This window comes from Streptomyces altiplanensis, from assembly GCF_053591575.1.
Window position 1 is genome coordinate 29,539 of sequence record NZ_JBSFUB010000053.1, and the last position, 18,894, is coordinate 48,432.

The 18,894-nt window shown below is 71.8% G+C and carries 22 protein-coding genes; 13 read left to right on the forward strand and 9 right to left on the reverse strand.

What is annotated here, in order from left to right; all coding sequences use genetic code 11:
- Positions 1-27: 27 nt before the first annotated feature.
- Together ACWD0Y_RS22325 and sigE are read right to left on the reverse strand one after the other, a co-directional pair.
- Positions 28-951, reverse strand: coding sequence for an anti-sigma factor family protein (locus tag ACWD0Y_RS22325; protein WP_450262069.1), 924 nt, complete (start codon positions 949-951; stop codon positions 28-30).
- On the reverse strand, positions 948-1,727 hold the full coding sequence (gene sigE / locus ACWD0Y_RS22330) for an RNA polymerase sigma factor SigE (RefSeq protein WP_450262070.1): 780 nt from the start codon (positions 1,725-1,727) through the stop codon (positions 948-950). The genes ACWD0Y_RS22325 and sigE overlap by 4 nt, the downstream gene beginning before the upstream one ends.
- Positions 1,728-1,868: 141 nt before the next feature.
- Between sigE and ACWD0Y_RS22335 the strand changes: the two genes are divergently transcribed.
- A complete protein-coding gene (locus ACWD0Y_RS22335) occupies positions 1,869-2,534 on the forward strand; it encodes an O-methyltransferase (protein WP_450262071.1) in 666 nt (221 codons plus the stop codon).
- Between the two features lie 93 nt (positions 2,535-2,627).
- Here the strand turns inward: ACWD0Y_RS22335 and ACWD0Y_RS22340 are convergent, their stop codons facing one another.
- Complete coding sequence (locus tag ACWD0Y_RS22340) at positions 2,628-2,795, reverse strand: DUF3117 domain-containing protein (protein ID WP_003966491.1); 168 nt, start codon at positions 2,793-2,795, stop codon at positions 2,628-2,630.
- A 302-nt stretch (positions 2,796-3,097) separates the two neighbouring features.
- Between ACWD0Y_RS22340 and chcB the strand changes: the two genes are divergently transcribed.
- The gene (chcB, locus tag ACWD0Y_RS22345; protein ID WP_450262072.1) at positions 3,098-3,898 is read left to right on the forward strand and encodes a 2-cyclohexenylcarbonyl CoA isomerase; all 801 of its coding nucleotides are present in this window, start codon (positions 3,098-3,100) and stop codon (positions 3,896-3,898) included.
- Here chcB and ACWD0Y_RS22350 read toward each other — a convergent pair.
- Both ACWD0Y_RS22350 and ACWD0Y_RS22355 read right to left on the reverse strand, forming a co-directional pair.
- The gene (locus ACWD0Y_RS22350; RefSeq protein WP_450262073.1) at positions 3,895-4,500 is read right to left on the reverse strand and encodes a DNA-3-methyladenine glycosylase I; all 606 of its coding nucleotides are present in this window, start codon (positions 4,498-4,500) and stop codon (positions 3,895-3,897) included. The genes chcB and ACWD0Y_RS22350 overlap by 4 nt on opposite strands.
- A complete protein-coding gene (locus ACWD0Y_RS22355; protein WP_450262074.1) occupies positions 4,497-4,910 on the reverse strand; it encodes a DivIVA domain-containing protein in 414 nt (137 codons plus the stop codon). Before ACWD0Y_RS22355 ends, ACWD0Y_RS22350 begins: the two co-directional genes overlap by 4 nt.
- Before the next feature lie 107 nt (positions 4,911-5,017).
- On the opposite strand from ACWD0Y_RS22355, the gene folP reads away from it, so the two are divergent.
- Positions 5,018-5,878 (forward strand): dihydropteroate synthase, encoded by an 861-nt coding sequence (folP, locus tag ACWD0Y_RS22360; RefSeq protein WP_450262075.1) that lies wholly within the window; start codon positions 5,018-5,020, stop codon positions 5,876-5,878.
- A 120-nt stretch (positions 5,879-5,998) separates the two neighbouring features.
- Here the strand turns inward: folP and ACWD0Y_RS22365 are convergent, their stop codons facing one another.
- The gene (locus tag ACWD0Y_RS22365) at positions 5,999-6,748 is read right to left on the reverse strand and encodes an LOG family protein (protein WP_450262076.1); all 750 of its coding nucleotides are present in this window, start codon (positions 6,746-6,748) and stop codon (positions 5,999-6,001) included.
- Between the two features lie 69 nt (positions 6,749-6,817).
- Positions 6,818-7,897, reverse strand: a complete 1,080-nt coding sequence (gene dapE / locus ACWD0Y_RS22370) for a succinyl-diaminopimelate desuccinylase (protein ID WP_450262077.1) — start codon at positions 7,895-7,897, stop codon at positions 6,818-6,820.
- A gap of 96 nt (positions 7,898-7,993) precedes the next feature.
- Between dapE and ACWD0Y_RS22375 the strand changes: the two genes are divergently transcribed.
- The gene (locus ACWD0Y_RS22375) at positions 7,994-8,980 is read left to right on the forward strand and encodes a heavy metal transporter (RefSeq protein WP_450262078.1); all 987 of its coding nucleotides are present in this window, start codon (positions 7,994-7,996) and stop codon (positions 8,978-8,980) included.
- A 299-nt stretch (positions 8,981-9,279) separates the two neighbouring features.
- On the forward strand, positions 9,280-9,711 hold the full coding sequence (locus ACWD0Y_RS22380) for an ATP-binding protein (protein WP_450262079.1): 432 nt from the start codon (positions 9,280-9,282) through the stop codon (positions 9,709-9,711).
- A gap of 100 nt (positions 9,712-9,811) precedes the next feature.
- Here ACWD0Y_RS22380 and ACWD0Y_RS22385 read toward each other — a convergent pair whose 3' ends face one another.
- Together ACWD0Y_RS22385 and fdxA are read right to left on the reverse strand one after the other, a co-directional pair.
- Complete coding sequence (locus tag ACWD0Y_RS22385; protein WP_450262080.1) at positions 9,812-10,912, reverse strand: bifunctional succinyldiaminopimelate transaminase/glutamate-prephenate aminotransferase; 1,101 nt, start codon at positions 10,910-10,912, stop codon at positions 9,812-9,814.
- Positions 10,913-11,021: 109 nt separating this feature from the next.
- Positions 11,022-11,342 carry a ferredoxin gene (gene fdxA, locus ACWD0Y_RS22390; protein WP_018089397.1) on the reverse strand — a complete coding sequence of 107 codons (321 nt, stop codon included), beginning with the start codon at positions 11,340-11,342 and terminating at the stop codon, positions 11,022-11,024.
- Positions 11,343-11,483: 141 nt separating this feature from the next.
- Here fdxA and ACWD0Y_RS22395 point away from each other — a divergent pair, with 141 nt between their 5' ends.
- The 8 genes from ACWD0Y_RS22395 (at position 11,484) to ACWD0Y_RS22430 (ending at position 18,771) form a co-directional block, all read left to right on the forward strand.
- Positions 11,484-12,479: a GNAT family N-acetyltransferase gene (locus ACWD0Y_RS22395; RefSeq protein ID WP_450262081.1), complete on the forward strand. Its 996-nt coding sequence runs from the start codon at positions 11,484-11,486 to the stop codon at positions 12,477-12,479.
- A gap of 17 nt (positions 12,480-12,496) precedes the next feature.
- Positions 12,497-13,330, forward strand: coding sequence for a transglutaminase family protein (locus tag ACWD0Y_RS22400; protein ID WP_450262082.1), 834 nt, complete (start codon positions 12,497-12,499; stop codon positions 13,328-13,330).
- Positions 13,331-13,517: 187 nt separating this feature from the next.
- Positions 13,518-14,153: a MerR family transcriptional regulator gene (locus tag ACWD0Y_RS22405; protein ID WP_450262083.1), complete on the forward strand. Its 636-nt coding sequence runs from the start codon at positions 13,518-13,520 to the stop codon at positions 14,151-14,153.
- A 365-nt stretch (positions 14,154-14,518) separates the two neighbouring features.
- Entirely contained in the window at positions 14,519-15,514 is a 996-nt protein-coding gene (locus ACWD0Y_RS22410) for a sensor histidine kinase (protein ID WP_450262084.1), read from the forward strand.
- On the forward strand, positions 15,477-16,145 hold the full coding sequence (locus ACWD0Y_RS22415; protein ID WP_093799210.1) for a response regulator: 669 nt from the start codon (positions 15,477-15,479) through the stop codon (positions 16,143-16,145). The genes ACWD0Y_RS22410 and ACWD0Y_RS22415 overlap by 38 nt, the downstream gene beginning before the upstream one ends.
- A 273-nt stretch (positions 16,146-16,418) precedes the next feature.
- Positions 16,419-17,216 carry a UbiA family prenyltransferase gene (locus tag ACWD0Y_RS22420; protein WP_450262085.1) on the forward strand — a complete coding sequence of 266 codons (798 nt, stop codon included), beginning with the start codon at positions 16,419-16,421 and terminating at the stop codon, positions 17,214-17,216.
- Between the two features lie 77 nt (positions 17,217-17,293).
- Positions 17,294-18,079, forward strand: a complete 786-nt coding sequence (locus ACWD0Y_RS22425; protein ID WP_450262086.1) for an AfsR/SARP family transcriptional regulator — start codon at positions 17,294-17,296, stop codon at positions 18,077-18,079.
- Positions 18,076-18,771, forward strand: a complete 696-nt coding sequence (locus tag ACWD0Y_RS22430) for a 4'-phosphopantetheinyl transferase family protein (protein WP_450262087.1) — start codon at positions 18,076-18,078, stop codon at positions 18,769-18,771. Before ACWD0Y_RS22425 ends, ACWD0Y_RS22430 begins: the two co-directional genes overlap by 4 nt.
- The last annotated feature ends 123 nt before the right edge of the window (positions 18,772-18,894 follow it).

Consider the following 18,894-nt stretch of genomic DNA (forward strand, 5'->3'; position numbering starts at 1 on the left):
GGCACCCCTCCCAGGATTCAACCAGTCTCAGGGGTAAACGGGCAGCCCGGACGGGGACGGAGCGGCCAGCCGCAGCGGCGACGGTGCGGTCAGCGACGGGCTCCGGCCGGGGACGGGCCCCAGCGACAGGGCGGAAGCCGACGGACGTATCAGCGGCAGCGGGAGCTGGCCGGTGAGCGCGGGCGCCGAGAAAGGCTGCGTCAGCGAGACACCGTGGGCTCCGGCAGCCACCGGGCCGGCCGTGGCGGCGGGGGCGGGCCGCGCGGTGGACGCGGCCAGGAGGCCGTTGACCGCGGGGCGGCGGCGGGTGTTCTCCGTGGCGGCGCCGCTCGGGCCCGCCGCACGCAGCGGCGTGACGTTGTTGCCCGATCCGCCGCTCCTGGCACTGGGCTCGCCCGCGGATCCGACGGGCATGGCGCCGCCGAGCGCGAACGCGGCGAGCGAGACGGCGCTCGCCGCCGCGAAGGCCAGCCGCCTCCCGCGCCCGCCGGAGCGCTCCGCCTCCGCGCGGCCCACGTCGTGGATCCGGAAACCACGGCCGGACGCGGCGCCGGGGAGTGCGCCGCCGTGCCCGGCGGCCGGCACGTAGTGGAAGTCGAAGGTGCCGCCGGGTCTCGCTCCCGGGGCGTTGCCGCCGAAGACTCCGTGCCCGAAGCCTCCCTGCCCGAACGGTCTGGTGCCGTCGCCGTCCTCACCGTCGGGCCCGCCACCGGATCCGCCGGGCAGCCCCTGGAGCCGGGCGAGCAGCCCCTCGGAGGGCGGCGGCGGAGCGGTCGTGGAGAAGACGTTCTTCAGGCGGCGCTGGGCGTCGGCCTCGGCCTTGCACTTGGCGCAGGTCGCCAGGTGCGACAGGACACGCTCGCGGACGTCGTGGCTCAGCTCGCCGTCCACCAGGGCGGCCAGCCGGTCCCCCAGGTGCTGCTCGGCAGAGGTCGGTCGGGTGCCACTCACTCGGCTCCGCCCTCTCCGCCCACCGCGGGGACACCTGGGCCCACGGTCGCGAGCGAGCGCTGCTCGGCGCGCGCTTCGGGAGACCGGTGCTTCAGGGCCTTGCGCAGGTGGGAGCGGCCGCGGTGGATACGGCTGCGTACGGTCCCGAGCTTGACGCCCAGGGTCGCGGCGATCTCCTCGTACGACAGGCCCTCGATGTCACAGAGCACGACCGCCGCCCGGAACTCGGGCGCGAGGGTGTCCAGCGCCTGCTGCACGTCCGCGTCGAAGTGGGTGTCGTTGAAGACCTGCTGCGGGGACGGCTCGCGGCTCGGCAGCCGCTCCGCGGCGTCGTCGCCGAGCGCGTCGAAGCGGATGCGCTGCTTGCGGCGGACCATGTCCAGGAAGAGGTTGGTCGTGATGCGGTGCAGCCAGCCCTCGAAGGTGCCGGGCGTGTACGTCGACAGCGAGCGGAAGACGCGGACGAAGACCTCCTGCGTGAGGTCCTCGGCGTCGTGCTGATTTCCTGTCAGGCGGTAGGCGAGACGGTAGACGCGACCGCTGTGCGTGCTGACGATCTCCTCCCATGTGGGAGGCGTCCACGCCTGAGATTCCGCATCTGAGGCGAAGGTCGCGGTCTGTGCGGAGTGCGTGGGACGTGCGCGGTCAGCAATGTCGGTCACGGATTTCGGCTCACCCGCCGACCTGAGAAAGCGCCGCAGCACTCCTCCCCGATCCACAGGCGCAGCCGCACCTCCCCTATCGGCTCTGGTGGTGTCCAGTGGAGCCCCTACCATAGCCACCTCGCCCGTTAGCTCCGGATAAGCATCTTTACGAGAATTTGGAACTCGCATGCGGTCCTGATCCATGTCTCCCCTGTCCTCTTCCAACGCCCGGTCCCATCTGCGGGTTCCCGACGCCAGCGGATACAGTCACGGTTGCGCCAACTACGGGGACAGGAGAGGGCCATTACCGCCAACCGGCAGACGAACTGGGCGTTCGCCGACGCCTATGTCGCCGAGGACGAAGCCCTGCGCTGGGCGCGTGACCGGGCCGAGGAGGCAGGACTGCGCTCGGTGTCGCCCGGCACCGGCGCCGCGCTGCGCCTTCTCGCCGCCACCGCGGACGCCAAGGCGGTGGCCGAAATCGGTACGGGCACCGGCGTTTCCGGCATCTACCTGCTGAACGGGATGCGGCCCGACGGCGTGCTCACCACCGTGGACCCGGAGCCGGAGCGGCAGCAGTTCGCCCGCGAGGCGTTCCGCGCGGCCGGCTTCGCCGGGAACCGTGCGCGCTTCATTCCCGGCCGCGCCCTGGACGTGCTCCCCCGCCTCGCCGACGGCGGGTACGACCTCGTCTTCTGCGACGGCGACCTGCACGAGTGCCTGGACTACCTCGCCGAATCGTTGCGTCTGCTGCGACCCGGCGGGATCGTCGTGTTCGAAGGCGTCTTCGCGGACGGCCGTACGGTCGACTCCTCGGCGCAGGCGGTGGAGGTCCAGCGCCTGCGCGAACTGCTGCGCGAGGTGCGCGAGAGCCGCAGTCTCCTCCCGACGCTGCTCCCGGTCGGCGACGGCCTCCTCTGCGCGGTACGCCGTAGCTGACCCGGGCCGCCCCGCGCGGCCCGGGGCCGGACACACCACTGCCCCGGCACGCTCGTGGCGTGCCGGGGCAGTGGAAAGTTCGGTGCTTCCGCGTTAGCCGACGACCTTCTTCAGAGCGTCGCCGAGCGCATCGGCCTCATCCGGAGTCAGCTCGACGACAAGTCGTCCGCCGCCTTCGAGCGGAACGCGCATGACGATGCCCCGCCCCTCCTTGGTCACCTCGAGCGGGCCGTCGCCCGTTCGCGGCTTCATGGCCGCCATGCTCGTTCCCCTTCCTGAAACCAGCTCATCGCAGCCGACAACCCAGGTGTCACCGGCATCGAACACATTGCTTCCAGGTCATTATCCCGCATCACAGGACCCAATGACCAACATCGTTCGGCATCGCTTGCGCAACGCGCTCTCTCAAAACCACTCAATTCGGCGTTCCGCCTGCGATACTTCGCCGCCGCTGGGCACCTGGGGGCCTCACTTTGTTAGACGCAGGTCACATGTGCAGCTCCGGTGATCTCCGCCATGCTGGGCGAGGACATGCCTGCCGAGCTGCAAAAGGGGACCCACCGATGGCCGACACCGTGCTCTACGAGGTGACCGACGGACTCGCGACGATCACGATCAATCGTCCCGAGGCCATGAACGCCATGAACACCGAGGCCAAGGTCGCCCTGCGGGACGCGGTGGAGGCCGCGGCCGCCGATCCGGCGGTACGGGCGGTCCTGCTCACCGCCGCCGGCCGGGCGTTCTGCGTGGGCCAGGACCTCAAGGAGCACATCTCCTCGCTCGCCGCCGACCGCGAGGCGGGCACCGGCCGGACCATGAACACGGTGCGCGAGCACTACAACCCCATCGTGCGGGCCCTCACCGGGATGCCGAAGCCCGTCGTCGCCGGGGTCAACGGCGTCGCCGCCGGCGCGGGCGCGGGCTTCGCGCTCGCCGCCGACTACCGTGTCGTCGCCGACACCGCCGCTTTCAACACGTCCTTCGCGGGGGTCGCGCTGACCGCCGACTCGGGCGTCTCGTGGACCCTGCCGCGCCTGATCGGCCAGAGCCGCGCCGCCGACCTGCTGCTCTTCCCGCGCTCGATCTCCGCACAGGAGGCCTTCGACCTGGGCATCGCCAACAAGCTGGTGCCCTCCGCCGACCTGGCCGCCGAGGCCGAGGCCGTCGCCCGCGCCCTGGCCGCGGGCCCCACCCTGGCGTACGCCGCGCTCAAGGAGTCCCTGGCGTACGGCGCGGACCACAGCCTGGGCGAGACCCTCGAGAAGGAGGACGAACTCCAGACGAGGGCGGGCGCGTCGGAGGACCACGCCATCGCCGTCCGGGCGTTCATCGCCAAGGAGAAGCCGCAGTACCTCGGCCGCTAGGCCCGTGCCGCTCCGCGCGCCACGCACTGGGCGAGGTGGTCGTCCACCAGGCCGCACGCCTGCATCAGCGCGTACGCCGTCGTGGGGCCGACGAACCGTATGCCGCGCTTCTTGAGCGCCTTGGAGAGCGCGACGGACTCCGGGGTGATCGCGGGGACGTCCGAGACCGTCCGCGGGGCCGGGCGCGCCGCGGGATCCGGGGCGTACGACCAGATCAGGGTGTCCAGCTCGCCGGCGTGCCAGCCGGCGAGCGTCCTGGCGTTGGCGAGAGTCGCCTCGATCTTGGCGCGGTTGCGGATGATCCCGGGATCGGCGAGCAGGCGCGCGGCGTCCTCGTCGGTGAAGGCGGCCACCGACGCGATCCTGAAACCGGCGAAGGCGGTGCGGAAGCCCTCGCGCCGGCGCAGGATCGTCAGCCAGGACAGACCGGACTGGAACGCCTCCAGGCAGAGGCGCTCGTACAGCGCGTCGTCGCCGTGGACCGGCCGGCCCCACTCCCCGTCGTGGTACGCGACGTACTCCTCGGTGGCCAGGCCCCACGGGCAGCGGAGCCTGCCGTCGGGGCCCGGCGCGGCGCCGCCGCCCGCCTCCGTCTCCGTCATGACCGGGGCTCGTCGCCGGAGGCGGGGGCGTCCTTGGAGGGGGCGTCCTTGGGGAGGGTGTTCTCGAAGGGGGCGTCCCCGAAGAGGCCCGCGCCGCCGATCGCGCCGGCCTGGACACCGGCCAGCGCGGCCTCCAGCTCGGCGATCCGCGCGTCCCGCTCGGCGAGCTCGGCGCCGAGGCGGCCGAGCACGTCGTCGACGTCACCCATCCGGTAACCCCGGGGGGCCATCGGAAGGCGCAGCGCCTCGATGTCGGCGCGGCCCACCGGGCGCGTCGCGGGCAGCGGGTCCACGAGCTGTTCGGGCGCCGCTTCGGGCAGGGCCCCGCCGGCGCCGTCTCCTCCGCCGACCACGGCGAGGGTGACCGCGGCGACCACGACGACCATCGCCACCACCAAGAACAAGAACACGAGAGTCTCCCCGGGCCACGCGCGCATGCCGAAACCGTCCAGTCCCGATCGTGCCATGCGGCACCGACGGTTAAGGTCGCAGGCGACCGACGCAAGGAGGAAAAACGGTGCTCAGGCTGGGACGACGCGAGTTCGGAGCGCACGAGCCGGTGATCATGGCGATCGTGAACCGGACCCCTGATTCCTTTTACGACCAGGGTGCGACGTTCCACGACGAGCCCGCGCTCGCCCGCGTCGAGCAGGCGGTGTCGGAGGGCGCCGCCATCATCGACATCGGCGGCGTGAAGGCCGGCCCCGGCGAAGAGGTGAGCGCGGCCGAGGAGGCGCGGCGCACGGTCGGTTTCGTGGCCGAGGTGCGCAGGCGCCACCCGGACGTGGTGATCAGCGTCGACACGTGGCGGCACGAGGTGGGCGAGGCGGTCTGCGAGGCGGGGGCGGACCTGCTGAACGACGCGTGGGGCGGCGTCGACCCCCGGCTGGCCGAGGTGGCGGCCCGTTACGACGTGGGCCTGGTGTGTACGCACGCGGGCGGCGCGGAGCCGCGGACCCGGCCGCACCGGATCGCGTACGACGACGTGATGGCGGACATCCTCGGCGTCACGCTCGGCCTGGCGGAGCGCGCGGAGAGCCTGGGCGTACGGCGTGACGCGATCCTGATCGACCCGGGGCACGACTTCGGCAAGAACACCCGGCACAGCCTGGAAGCGACCCGCAGGCTGGGCGAGATGGTGGAGACGGGGCGGCCGGTGCTGGTCTCGCTGTCCAACAAGGACTTCGTCGGCGAGACGCTCGACAAGCCGGTGAAGGAACGGGTCGTCGGGACGCTGGCGACGACGGCGGTGTCGGCGTGGCTGGGGGCGCAGGTCTACCGCGTGCACGAGGTGGCGGAGACGCGGCAGGTGCTGGACATGGTGGCGTCCATCGCGGGGCACCGGGCACCGGCGGTCGCCCGGCGGGGGCTGGCCTGAGCGGGGGCGGGCGGGGCGCGGGACGGCGCTCCCCGGACTCCCCCGGGCTTCGTCCGGGGCCCCGAGGGGCTGAAGGCCGCCGCGCTGCCGCGGCCTTCAGCCCCTCCCGCCCTCCGGCTGCTACCGCTCCGACTCCTTCGACACCAGCGCCACCGCTTCCTCCACACTGTCCGTCACGTGGAACAGCAGCAGGTCACTCTCGGACGCCTTGCCCTGAGCGATCACCGTGTCGCGCAGCCAGTCGACCAGACCGCCCCAGTACGCCGTGCCGAAGAGCACGATCGGGAAGCGGGTGACCTTGCGGGTCTGCACGAGGGTGAGGGCCTCGAAGAGTTCGTCCAGGGTGCCGAGGCCGCCCGGCAGGACCACGAAGCCGTGCGCGTACTTCACGAACATGATCTTGCGGACGAAGAAGTAGCGGAAGTTCACGCCGATGTCGACGTGCGGGTTGATGCCCTGCTCGAAGGGCAGCTCGATCCCGAGGCCGACCGAGATGCCCTTGGCGTCCCGCGCCCCCTTGTTCGCGGCCTCCATCGCGCCGGGGCCGCCGCCCGTGATCACCGCGAACCCCGCTTCGGCCAGGGCCCGGCCGAGCTCCACGCCCGCTTCGTAGTCGGGCATGCCGGGCCGCGTGCGGGCCGAACCGAAGACGCTGATGGCGGCCGGAAGTTCGGCGAGGGCGCCGAAGCCGTCCACCAGTTCCGCCTGCATCCGCATGACCCGCCAGGGGTCGGTGTGCACCCACCCCGTGTCACCGTCGGAGTCCAGCAGCCGCTGGTCGGTCGTGCCCGGCTGGATCTGGTCGCGGCGGCGTACCACAGGGCCCAGACGCTGCTCTTCCGGTACCCGCTCCTCTTCAGGAATCGTCATGCCGTACTCCCTCCGCTGCCGAACATTGTCCGGTCAGGGTAGATCCACAGACGTGACGAACAGTGAAATTCAGGCAGTCAGCCAGGCGCGCAGTCGTTCTTCGCAGTGCGTGATGCGCTCGACGGCGACGTGCTCGTCCCGCTTGTGCGCGAAAAGCGCGTCCCCGGGCCCGTAGTTGACCGCGGGCACACCGAGCGAGCTGAAGCGCGCGACGTCGGTCCAGCCGAACTTGGGCTGCGCGCTGCCGCCCACCGCCTCCATGAACGCCGCGGCGGCCGGGTGCGAGAGGCCGGGCAGGGCCGCCCCCGAGTGGTCGTCCACGACGAACTCCGCGATGCCGCAGTCCTGGAAGACCTCCCGCACGTGCGCGAGCGCCTCCTCCTCGCCGCGGTCGGGCGCGTAGCGGAAGTTGACCGTCACCGTGCACGCGTCGGGGATGACGTTGCCCGCCACGCCGCCCTCGATCGCGACGGCGTTGAGGCCCTCGCGGTACTCCAGGCCGTCGATCACGGGCCGCCTCGGCTCGTACGCCGCGAGCCTGGCCAGGATCGGCGCGGCCGCGTGAATGGCGTTGGACCCCATCCAGCCGCGCGCCGAATGCGCCCGCTCGCCCGTCGTGCGCAGCAGGACCCGCAGAGTGCCCTGGCAGCCGCCCTCGACCTGCGCGTCGGACGGCTCCAGGAGTACGGCGAAGTCGCCCGCGAGCCAGTCGGGGTGCGCGTCGGCGATGTGTCCCAGGCCGTTCAGGTGCGCGGCGACCTCTTCGTTGTCGTAGAAGACGAAGGTCAGGTCCCGGTTGGGGGCGGGGACGGTCGCGGCGATGCGCAGCTGGACGGCGACGCCGGACTTCATGTCGCTCGTCCCGCAGCCCCACAGGACGCCGTTCTCGTCGAGCCTGGACGGCACGTTGCCGGCGATCGGGACGGTGTCGATGTGCCCGGCCAGGATGACCCGCTCGGCGTGCCCCAGGTCCGTGCGGGCCACCACGTTGTTGCCGTGCCGGTCGACGGTGAGGTGCGGCAGCGCGCGCAGCGCCTCCTCGACGGCGTCGGCGAGTGCCTTCTCGCTGCCGCTCTCCGACGGGAAGTCGACGAGCCGGGCGGTCAGCGCGGGGGCGTCCAGGGCGAGGTCAAGCATGGTTTCGGCCATGCCCCGAGCCTAACGGTCCGGGCCGGGCAGGAGGCAGGCGGACGGAAGCGCGAGGACCCCACGGGGCCCGCACCCGCCTCCAGTACCTTTGGCAGCGTGCCTGAGTCCACCTCTTCCATAACCCGCGGCCGCATCCTGCGCATCGTGGCGGGTGTCGCCGTGCTGCTGGCGTTGGCCGGGTACATGGTGGCGCAGTACGTGACCGGCGGCGGAGGCGCGCCGCGCTGCGTCGTACGTTCCGCGGAGGGTGACGGGGCGACGTACGAGATCACTCCGGAGCAGGCGGTCAACGCCGCGACGATCTCCGCCGTCGGCACCTCGCGCGGGCTGCCGGAGCGGGCGGTGACGATCGCGCTCGCGACCGCGCTCCAGGAGTCGGCGCTGCGCAACATCGAGCACGGCGACCGGGACTCGCTCGGTCTCTTCCAGCAGCGCCCCTCGCAGGGCTGGGGAACCGAGAAGCAGATTCTCGATCCCGGTTACTCGGCGGGGAAGTTCTACGAGCACCTGGAGAAGGTCCCCGGCTACTCCCGGCTGCCGCTGACCGTCGCCGCCCAGCGCGTCCAGCGCAGCGGCTTCCCGCAGGCGTACGCGAAGCACGAGCCGGACGCGGCCCTGCTGGCCGCCGCGCTCACCGGGCGCGCGCCCGCGTCGCTGACCTGCTCGACGCCCCCGGGCGCGCAGCGGGGCGAGCCGGCCGACGTACGGGCCGCGCTGGTACGGGACTTCGGGGCCGGCGTACTGCCCGGCGCCCGGGCGGCGGGATCCCCGGGCCCGGCGCGGGCCGCCGGCGCACCGGCCGGTGCGGGCGACTCCGCGGGCGCGAGCGCGAATCCCGGCGGCACCTCCGCGGCGACGGTGACCGTGCCGGTACCCGCGCGGGCGGCGGGCGGCGGCAGGGCCGGCGGGGACCGGCGCGGCTGGGAGCTCGCGCACTGGGCCGTCGCTCACTCCTCCGAGCTGCACATCGAACAGGTCTCCTATGCGGGCCGCGTGTGGACCACCGGGGATTCCGGGAAGAAATGGCAGCCGGAGAGCGCGGGGAAGGGCTCCGGAGAGGTCCGGATCACCACTGCGCAGTAGTGCGAACGGTCACCCGGGAGCGGTAAGCGGATCGCGCGGGAGGCGGGGTGCGCACGCGCCTGCGGCCCCTCACTCCTCCCTCGCTCTTTTCCCCGGGAAACAAAGGGAAGCAGCCCCACGGCGCCCCGTTCCCGCGCAGATCATTTGCCCGGGTTCATCCACAGCCGATAATGCGACGCATTGCAAACTCTTTACCTTGGTGCACCGCAACCTCTCCCGCCCTGTGAGCGGTTGTCATGGCGTCTGGCCGTCGGACCGACTGTCCCGACTCAACGTCCCTCCCGCCTAGAAGGAGCACCATGTCTCTCCCCCTGACCCGTCGGATCGCCCGTGCCGCACTGATCATCGCGGCCGGCGCAGCCCCCGTGGTCGGTGCTGCCGGCTCCGCGAGCGCCGCCGGCCTTCCCGCCGCGGAGCTGGGCGGCCTGACCGCCCTGGACGGCGCCAGTCTCGGCGACACCGTCGACGGAGCGGCGCAGAAGAGCACCAAGGCGGCGGGTGACACCGGCAGCAAGGCCGTCAAGAAGGCCGTCCCGGCCGCGGGCGAGACCGTCGGCAAGACCGGCAAGACGGCCACCCCGGCCGCGCAGAAGGCGGCCGGTGACGTCGCGGGCTCCGCCGGCGACGTCGTCGGTGACACCGCGACGACCGCGACCGACAGCGGCCTGCCCGTCGGCGGCGGCAGCCTGCCGACCGACCAGCTGCCCACCAAGGGCCTCCCGCTCGGCTAGTCCGTACGCGAAGCAGAAGCAAGCAGAACGAACAGAACGAACAGAAGGGGCCCCGGGGAGCACGAACTCCCCGGGGCCCCTTCGCGCGCTGCGGGTGCCGTCAGCCGCCGAGGCGCTTGACCGCCGCCGCGACGCGCTCGTCGGTGGCCGTGAACGCCACCCGTACGAAGCGGTCCCCCGCAGCCCCGTAGAAGTCGCCGGGAGCCACCAGGATCCCCAGCTCCGCCAGGTGGGCCACCGTCTCCCAGCACGGCTCGTCACGCGTCGCCCACAGGTACAGGCTCGCCTCGCTGTGCTCGATCCGGAAACCGTGGGCCTCCAGCGCGGTCCGCAGCGCCGCGCGCCGGTCCGCGTACCGCTCCCGCTGCTCCGCCACGTGCGCGTCGTCGCCGAGCGCCGCGGCCGTCGCCGCCTGCACCGGCGCCGGCGTCATCATGCCGCCGTGCTTGCGGATCAGCAGCAGGTCGCCCAGGACGGCCGCGTCGCCCGCGACGAAGGCCGCGCGGTAGCCGGCCAGGTTGGAACGCTTGGAGAGCGAGTGGACGGCGACGATGCCCTCGTACGTACCGCCGCAGACGTCCGGGTGCAGTACGGAGACGGGCTCGGCCTCCCAGCCCAGCTCCAGGTAGCACTCGTCGCTGAAGACCAGCACGCCGTGCTCGCGCGCCCACGCGACGATCCGGGTCAGCTCGTCCTTGGCCAGGACACGGCCCGTCGGGTTCGACGGCGAGTTGAGCCAGAGGAGCTTGAGGCGGGTGGGGTCGAGGTCCGCCACGGGGTCGTCGTACACGACCGGCTCGGCGCCCGCCAGCCGCGCGCCCACCTCGTACGTCGGGTACGCGAGCCGGGGGTACGCCACCTGGTCGCCGGCGCCCAGCCCGAGCTGCGTCGGCAGCCAGGCCACCAGCTCCTTCGAGCCGACGACGGGCAGGACGTTGGTGTGCGCCACGCCGCGCGCGCCCAGGCGCCGCTCCACCCACCCCGTGAGCGCGTCCCGCAGCGCGGCCGTGCCCCACACCGTCGGATAGCCCGGGGAGTCCGCGGCCGCGACGAGGGCCCGCCGGATCAGTTCGGGGACCGGGTCGACGGGCGTGCCGACGGACAGGTCCACGATGCCGTCCGGGTGGGCGGCCGCGTTCGCCTTGTACGGCTCCAGCTTGTCCCAGGGGAAGGTGGGCAGGCGGTCAGTGACTGCGGACACGGTGATCGCTTTCTCGTGCTCGTACGGGCTCGCTCTGGCTCTGGAAACGCCCCGGTCCCGTACGGCGGGCAGGCCGTACGGGACCGGGGCGGCGCACTCGCCTCGTCGCTTACTGGTTCTGCGGCGGGAGCGCGGCGATGAAGGGGTGGTCGCGCTCGATCAGGCCGAGCTTGGAAGCACCGCCGGGCGAGCCGAGCTCGTCGAAGAACTCGACGTTCGCCTTGTAGTAGTCCTTCCACTCCTCCGGGGTGTCGTCCTCGTAGAAGATGGCCTCGACCGGGCAGACCGGCTCACAGGCACCACAGTCGACGCATTCGTCCGGGTGGATGTACAAGGACCGGGAGCCCTCGTAGATGCAGTCGACCGGGCACTCCTCGATGCACGCCTTGTCCTTGACGTCGACACAAGGCTGCGCGATGACGTAGGTCACGCTGTCGTTCCTCCTCGATAGGGCGCGGCGGGCCGATCTGCGGCTCCGTCCACGTGGCGCGCGGGAGCGCGGCGTCGTCGATGCCCGCCTCTAGTATCTCCGTTCCCGGGCACGATCCGAACAGGAGGGGCGACCAGAGCTGTGGAATTCACTACCGGCGGACGACTCGAGGTCCGTATTTCACCTGCCGACGTGGGCAAACGGGTATCAGTCAGGCGCCTCGACGAGGCCGGGGCGCCGGGGGCGAAGTTCACCGACACGGTCGGTGTTCTCACATCCTGGGACAGCGGCGTGCTGTCGATCACACGGCGCGGGGGCGAGTCGGTCCGTATCGCCGAATCCTCCCTGGTCGCGGGCAAGGTCGTGCCCTCCGCCCCGGCCCGGCGGCGCGGTCCCGCGGCGACTTTCGAGGAGCTGTCGCGCGCGTGCGCACGCGCGTGGCAGCCCGTCGAGAGCGAGCCGCTCGGTGAGTGGCGGCTGCGCGCCGCCGGCGGCTTCACCCGGCGCGCCAACTCGGTGCTGCCGCTCGGGGACCCCGGGATGCCCGTCGGCGCGGCGCTGGAGTGGGTACGGGAGTGGTACGCGGCGCGGGGGCTCCCCGCGTACGTCCAGGTCTCCACCGGGGCCGAGGGCGCACAGGAACGCCTCGCCGCCGAACTGGAGCGGCTCGGGTGGGTGCGCGACGTCAGCGCCGAGGTGCGGATCGCCGCGCTCGCACCGGTCGGGGACCGGGACGCGGACGTGTCGCGGGTCCGGCTGGAGCGGACGTGCGACACGGCCTGGCTCGCGCGCTACCAGCGGTCGGGGAAGCCGGGGCCGCACGTGACGAAGGTCCTGGAGAGCGGGCCTTCGGTGTGGTTCGCCTCCGTCGCCGGCGAGGGGGAGGTGCCCCTCGCGATAGGGCGGTGCGTCGTCGACGGGCGGTGGGCCGGGTTCCTGGCGGTCGAGGTCGATCCCGCGCACCGGCGGCAGGGGCTCGCCGGTGCCGTGATGACGGCGCTGGCGCGGCGGGCGCTGGAGGAGGGCGCTTCGGCCGCGTGGCTCCAGGTCGAGGCCGGCAACGAGGGCGCGCGGGCGCTGTACGACGGGATGGGTTTCGCCACCCACCACAGCTACCACCACTTCCGGCCGGCGTAGGCGGGGACGAGGGACGCATGGGACGACCGACCGAACGCGAACGGCGGCAGCGGTTCGCCGAGGAGGCCCGCTCCGAGCGGCCGGACCTCGCGCTGCTGTGCCTGCTGGTGGGCGCGGAGGCGGACGGATCGCTGGACGAGGCCGGGATGGACGCGGCCGAGATGGAACTCGACCGGCTGGCGGGCCTGCTGCCGTTCCGTCCCGGCGGGGCGCGGGGGTGGGCCTCGGCCGTGTCCGGCCTGCTGGGGGCGCGGTACGGGTTCGGGGGGTCGCCCGGGGACTACCGGCGGCTGGAGTCCTCACTGCTGCACGAGGTGCTGCGGCGGCGGCGCGGGCTGCCGATCCTGCTGTCCGTCGTATGGATCGAGGTCGCCCGGCGGGCGGGCGCGCCGGTGTACGGGGTCGCCCTGCCCGGGCACTTCGTCGTGGGCTTCGGGTCCGGGGAGGAACGGGTCCTCGTGGACCCCTTCGACGGCGGGCGGCTGCTGACGGGGGCGGACGCGGAGCTGCTGGTGGCGGGGGCGACGGGGGAGCCGCTCGATCCCTCGATGCTGGCGCCGGCGGACCCGCCGGCGATCGTGGCGCGGATCCTGAACAACATCCGGGCGTGGGCGGCGGCCCGCCCGGAGCGTACGGACGTCCAGCTGTGGGCGGTGGAACTGTCCCTGCTGCTGCCCTCGCACGCGGCCCGGCTGAGGTTCGAGCGGGCGCAACTGCTGGTGCAGCGCGGCGACTTCCTGGGCGGCGCGGCGGAGATGGAGGCGTACGCGGAGGTGGTGTCGGCGGTGGACCCGGCGTCGGCGGAGGCCGTCCGCGGCCAGGCGCGGGCGGCACGGGCCCGCCTGAACTGAACACGGGCGCGCCTGAACTGAACACTCTCCCCGTACCCGTGGGGTGAGCCCTCTCTGCACCCGTGGGGTGAGAGCACTGTGTCTTTCGAGGCAGTGGGGGGCGGAGTCGGGGGCACGGGCTTGTAGGAGGGTCCGCGGCCTGCGTAGGGTCCCGGCAACCCCGACCAGATCCCGAAGGTGGTGAGGTGTGCCGCTTTCAGAGCTGAGCCGCCAGACAGGCGTCCCCGTCCGGGCGCTCCAGATGTACCTCGACTTGGAGCTGTTCCGCGCCGAGCCCGTGTACGACGAACGGCATGTCCACCGGATCACGTTGATCAGGACGCTGCTGGATGTCGGGGGGGTCCCGTACGCCGCGGTACGGAGGATCCTGCGCCATATCGACTCCTCCCCGCCGTCGCTGCACGAGGTGCTCGAAACCGTGCTGTACGCCCTGCCCGTACGCGGAACCGCCTGCCGGGAGAAGGAGGAGCAGGAGGAGTGGGCCCGGGCCCGGCAGCACACGGCCCGACTGGCCGAGGCGCGCAACTGGCAGGTGAACGAGGAGAACCCGGCGTGGCTCACGCTCACCCAGGTGCTGGTCGCGTGCGAGTGGCTGGAACAGCGCGATCTGCTGCGGCTGCTGGACACGTACGCCGACGCGCTGGAGCGGATCAGCGAGGCGGAGGTGGCGTTGCTGAGGTCGCGGCCGGCCCCGGACAGCGCCGCGGCCGGCATGGTGACCTCCGCCGTGCTGGGCGATGTTGCGCTGTCCGCGCTGCGCAGGCTTATTCATGAACATTTCTCAAATCTCGCGGAGCGGGGAGAGCCGACGCAACGCAATTGACAGAGGGGCAGCACGGGGCAAGCCTGTTCCTGACGTCGGCCCATTGCCCGGCACCCGCGAAAACGGGCCAAGTTGACGAATGAACAACTGCATTCAGTCACTTGACAACCCGGCGGGGCGCGCGGCATCATCCAACGGATCCCCGAGCCCCTTTCCCCTTGACAGCGTCGTCGAGATGTGCGAAGAGCGGCGTCGGGTGTCAAGCGGCGGGGGGAAAGAGTGTGAGTAACGCGTCATGCCAGGATGCGTTGGACGACCGGACAGATCCCGAGGGTTCGAGACTTGCTGCGCAATTACTGGCGCTCGAACCCGAAATTCTCGATGCCTACAGGCAACACCTGATTGAACAGAAGAACCCTCTGGGAATGCATGCCGAGATCTGGCTCTCCTGCCGTGAGCAGGCCCGCCACATTCTCGCGGAATGCGCCCATGCACTGCGGCACGGAAATTCCGCACCGCTCAACCCCCAGCTGTCCAGGAAAACCCGCAAGCTGGGCGGGGCCCGGATATCCCAGGGAGTCACGCCGGTATATTCCGTGCGCGCGGGGTCTCTGTTCTTCAACCTCACGCTGGGCTTCCTGGGGCGGCTCCTCGAAGGCAGCCCGGGCTCCGAGCACTACCTGATGAAGGCGCTTCCCGCCCTTCAGGCCGCCATCACCCGGCGGCTGGAGGAGGGTTCCACCGGGCAGGAGCTGTTCCTGCTGGACGTCGTACGCGACGCCGCCCAGCAGGGCCGGCACGGAATGGCCCGCGAGATCCACGACCGGATCGGCAGCTCGGCCAGCCTGGCCCTGCGCCAGCTGGAGCTCTACGAGCTCACCCAGAACTCCTCGCCGCCGACGGACGTCCGGCTCAGCAGCCTCAAGCAGGCCATCCTGGAGACGCTGTACACGACCCGGGACATCGTCACCGAGCTCCGCACCCGCAGCGACTCCACCCGGTCCCTCCAGGTCGCGCTCTCCGCCTTCGTGACCGCCATGGCGGTCGAAGAGCCCTCGGTGGAGATCCGGGTGGCCGACCCCGGCGACCTGCTGCCGTCCGCGCTCTGCGACGACTTGTTCATCATGGTCCGCGAGTGCCTGCGCAACGCGCTGGCCCACGCGTCCGCCTCCCGCGTCACCATCGACGTGGAGGTCGACGCCCATCAGGCGCGCGCCGTGGTGCGGGACGACGGCATCGGCTTCTCGCCCGCGAAGCAGCGGGGGAACGGGCTGGCCTCGCTCCACGAGCGGGCGCTGCTGCTGGGCGGAGAGGTCACCATCACCAGTACACCGGGGGCCGGTACGGCCGTCACGCTTTCCGTCCCCATCACGGAGGAGAACCATGCAGACGACGGACCAGGACGCGGAGCCGGCGACTGAGCCCATCCGCATCATCGCCGTGGACGATCACTCGCTCCTTCGCAGCGCGCTGTGCGAACTGATCAACACCGAGCCGGACCTCCATGTGGTGGCGGACGTGAACACCTCCAAGGGCCTCGGTGATCTGATCGAGCGGACGGGGGCGCAGGTGGTGCTGCTCGACGTGGAGATGCCCGACCACCACGCGCCCAGCGTGGTGAGCGAACTGACGGAACGTTTCCCCGAGCTGCACGTCCTCATGCTGACCATGTACCACGAGGCGCAGCTCGTGCAGGAACTGATCGCCCGCGGCGCACGCGGATATCTGCACAAGAGCGTGCCGCGCGAGTCGCTGCTCTCCGCCATCCGCAACACGGCCACGTACGCCCCGAACATCACCATTGCCGTACCGCGCAGCGGAATATCAGAATCCGGTTTTGGCGAGGCGAGACAGACGCTCTCGCCCCGGGAACGCGAAGTCATCACCCACGCGGCGGCGGCCCTGAGCAACCGCCAGATTTCCAACAAGCTGCATATTACCGAAGGTACTGTCAAGCGTCATCTCCGGAACATCTTCGAGAAACTTGGCGCCGTTTCCCGTATCGACGCCGTGAACAAAGCCATCGAAGCCCAGCTGATCAGAAGGCCCTGACCATTCGTCCGCCGGTCCGGCGGAATACTGACGGGCATACATCTTAGGGAGTACGCCTGCTGTTCCATGGTGGTCTGTGCCGCCGCCGGCGTTCGGCATAAATTCGTCGGCATGCCGACAGCGACGTACGCGAGGCCCCAGAGTTCCAGTACCCCCATGTACTCGAGCTATTCGCGTGACACGAAATCTACGAGATTCCATCGCGCACGCCTTCTGCTGTTCTGCCTTCAGGAATGCCGGCCCGCCGTCCTGACCATTTTTCTCGTTCGTTTCGTGGTGGCGGGCACGGCCGGGCTGCCCTCGGTCGCGGCGGCGCCCTCCACCCTGGTGCTCGGCTCGCTGGTGTGGCTGGCTTCGGTCGCCTTCACCTACCTCTACAACGGGGTGACGGACATCGGGGAGGACCGTGCCAACGGCTCCCGCCGCCCCATCGCCCGCGGCGACCTGCCCGTCGCCCACGCCCGGCGCATCGCCTGGGCGCTGGCCGCCTTCGCCCTGGCCGGTGCCGCCTCGCTCGGGCACGTCATGTTCGCCGTCACCCTCTGCATGATCGCGCTCGGGTACGCCTACTCCGCCCCCGGGCTCTCCCTCAAGAGCCGGACCCCGGACACCATCGCGGTGGTCGTCGCCAGCGGTGCCCTCACCTACTTCGCGGGGTGGCTCGCCGGAGCCGCTCCGCTCACGGCCCACCTGGTCGTACTCGCCGTCGCGATGACGCTGTGGATGGGCCTGGTCGGCGCCGTGGCGAAGGACTTCTCCGACGCCCGGGGCGACGCCAAGCACGGCCGGCGCAACTGGACCGTGCTGTGGGGCGGCCGCGTCACCGCGGTCATCGTCTCGGTCAGCGCCGTCGCCATCGGGGCCGGCCTCCTGGTCTGCGCCGTGGCTCTCGCGCTGCCCGGGCTGCTGGCCCCCGCAGCCGTCGTGCTGGCCGGTGCGCTGGTCCTGGCCGGCGCGGCGCTCACCGCACGGCCCGGCGACTCGCGCTCCCGCAGGCGCCTGCCGTACCGGATCTTCATGATCACGCAGCATGCGACGCATCTCGTCACACTCGCCCAGCCGGTCTCCTGACACCGCCTGAAAACTCCCGGAACCGACTGGAGACGCCTGGAGCCGACTGGGCCCACAACGCAGAACGGGGATTCATGATGAGCGACATCAGTGGAGTCAAGGCCGGTTTCCGAATACTGGGGCCCCTGGAGGGGTTCAGTGGCTCCGCGGTGCACCGGCCCCGCGGTCCCAAGGTCCGCAACCTGCTCGCCCTGCTCGCCGTGCGCGCGCACGACATCGTCGAAGTGGACACGCTCGTCGAGGAGCTGTGGGACGGCTCGCCGCCGTCCACCGCCGTCAGCACCGTGCGGACCCACGTGTACCACCTGCGCCAGGAACTGGAGCGCGAGCTGGGCGCCGAGGCCATGCGCGGTGTCATCGCCACCGAGGCCACCGGCTACTCGCTGCGCCCGGCACCCGGCCAGCTCGACCTCGACGCCTTCACCCGGCTGTACGGGCAGGGGCGCGCCGAGATGCGCGCCGGGAACCGCGAGACCGCTCTGGAGCGGTTCGACGCGGCGCTCGGCCTGTGGCGCGGCCGCACCCTCGCCGATGTGACGCAGGGCCGGGTGCTCGCCGGACACGCCGCCAGGATCGAGGAACTTCGGGTGCGCGCACAGGAGTTGCGCATAGAAGCGGCGATGGGCCTGGGCCGCCACCGGGAGCTGGTGCCCGAGCTGCGCCGGCTGGTCGCCACGCATCCGCTCAACGAGTGGATGCACGCCAGGCTGATCGACGCCCTGCACCGCTCGGGGCGCCGCGGCGACGCGCTCCGCGCATTCCACGACGTACGGGCCGTACTGGACCGGGAGCTGGGCCTGGAGCCCTCCGAGGACCTGCGGCAGCTTCAGCATCACATCCTGGCAGGTGGTTCAGCAGCATGAGCACGGCCGACATCAGCATCTGGACGGTGCGCAGCGAGCGGGGGACGGCGTCCCCGGAGGAGGAGTACGCCGTCCTCGACGCGGCGGAGCGCGAGCGGATGTCCCGGTTGCGGCGCGAGCGGGACCGGGCGCGGTACCGCACCGTCCACCACGCGTTCCGCGTGATCGTCGGGCAGCGGCTCGGGATCGCGCCCCAGGAGGTGGGCTTCCGCCGCCACTGCGCGCACTGCGACGAGGACGGGCACGGCAAGCCGGTGCCTCACGGGCCGGACGGGACGGTGCTCTCCGCGAGCCTGTCGCACTCCGGCCGGTACGCCCTGATCGCGGTCTGCGACTCCCCGCAGGTGCCGGTCGGCGTCGACATCGAGCGCATTCGGCCGCACATGGACTGGACCGCGATCCCGTGCGTGTCGGGTGGCCGCAGGACCCACGGCTTCGAGCAGTGGACCCGGGCCGAGGCCCTGGTCAAGGCGGCCGGCACGGGGCTCAGCCGCACTCCTCCCCGCTACACCGGCCAGTCCTTCGGCTCCTGGCGCGCGGCGCGGGTGCCGGGCTCGGAACGCGAGTGGTTCGTACGGAGCGTACGCAGCCCCGACGGGTACGCGGCGTCGGTGGCCGGCTCCAGCCCGGAGGCGCGCGTGAGCGTGGCCGACTGGAGGGGGACCGCCCAGGCCGGGCTGGTGAGACGCTGACCTTCGGCGGAAGCACGGAAGCACGGAAGTACGGGCGGCGGCCCCGGGGCTGGAGCCCCAGGACGGGCGCCCGCGGCCGTCGGCGTGGGTGGTGCTGTGCGGTGTCACCGGTGGTTACGCGGC

Bases quoted from the DNA above. Each gene is read 5' to 3' on its own strand.
- sigE (WP_450262070.1), bottom strand. From the start codon at position 1,727: ATGGTAGGGGCTCCACTGGACACCACCAGAGCCGATAGGGGAGGTGCG.
- ACWD0Y_RS22365 (WP_450262076.1), bottom strand. From the start codon at position 6,748: ATGACGATTCCTGAAGAGGAGCGGGTACCGGAAGAGCAGCGTCTGGGC.
- ACWD0Y_RS22430 (WP_450262087.1), top strand. From the start codon at position 18,076: ATGAGCACGGCCGACATCAGCATCTGGACGGTGCGCAGCGAGCGGGGG.
- ACWD0Y_RS22400 (WP_450262082.1), top strand. From the start codon at position 12,497: ATGGGACGACCGACCGAACGCGAACGGCGGCAGCGGTTCGCCGAGGAG.
- ACWD0Y_RS22415 (WP_093799210.1), top strand. From the start codon at position 15,477: ATGCAGACGACGGACCAGGACGCGGAGCCGGCGACTGAGCCCATCCGC.
- chcB (WP_450262072.1), top strand. From the start codon at position 3,098: ATGGCCGACACCGTGCTCTACGAGGTGACCGACGGACTCGCGACGATC.
- ACWD0Y_RS22340 (WP_003966491.1), bottom strand. From the start codon at position 2,795: ATGGCGGCCATGAAGCCGCGAACGGGCGACGGCCCGCTCGAGGTGACC.
- ACWD0Y_RS22410 (WP_450262084.1), top strand. From the start codon at position 14,519: ATGCATGCCGAGATCTGGCTCTCCTGCCGTGAGCAGGCCCGCCACATT.
- ACWD0Y_RS22380 (WP_450262079.1), top strand. From the start codon at position 9,280: ATGTCTCTCCCCCTGACCCGTCGGATCGCCCGTGCCGCACTGATCATC.
- dapE (WP_450262077.1), bottom strand. From the start codon at position 7,897: ATGGCCGAAACCATGCTTGACCTCGCCCTGGACGCCCCCGCGCTGACC.
- ACWD0Y_RS22425 (WP_450262086.1), top strand. From the start codon at position 17,294: ATGAGCGACATCAGTGGAGTCAAGGCCGGTTTCCGAATACTGGGGCCC.
- ACWD0Y_RS22350 (WP_450262073.1), bottom strand. From the start codon at position 4,500: ATGACGGAGACGGAGGCGGGCGGCGGCGCCGCGCCGGGCCCCGACGGC.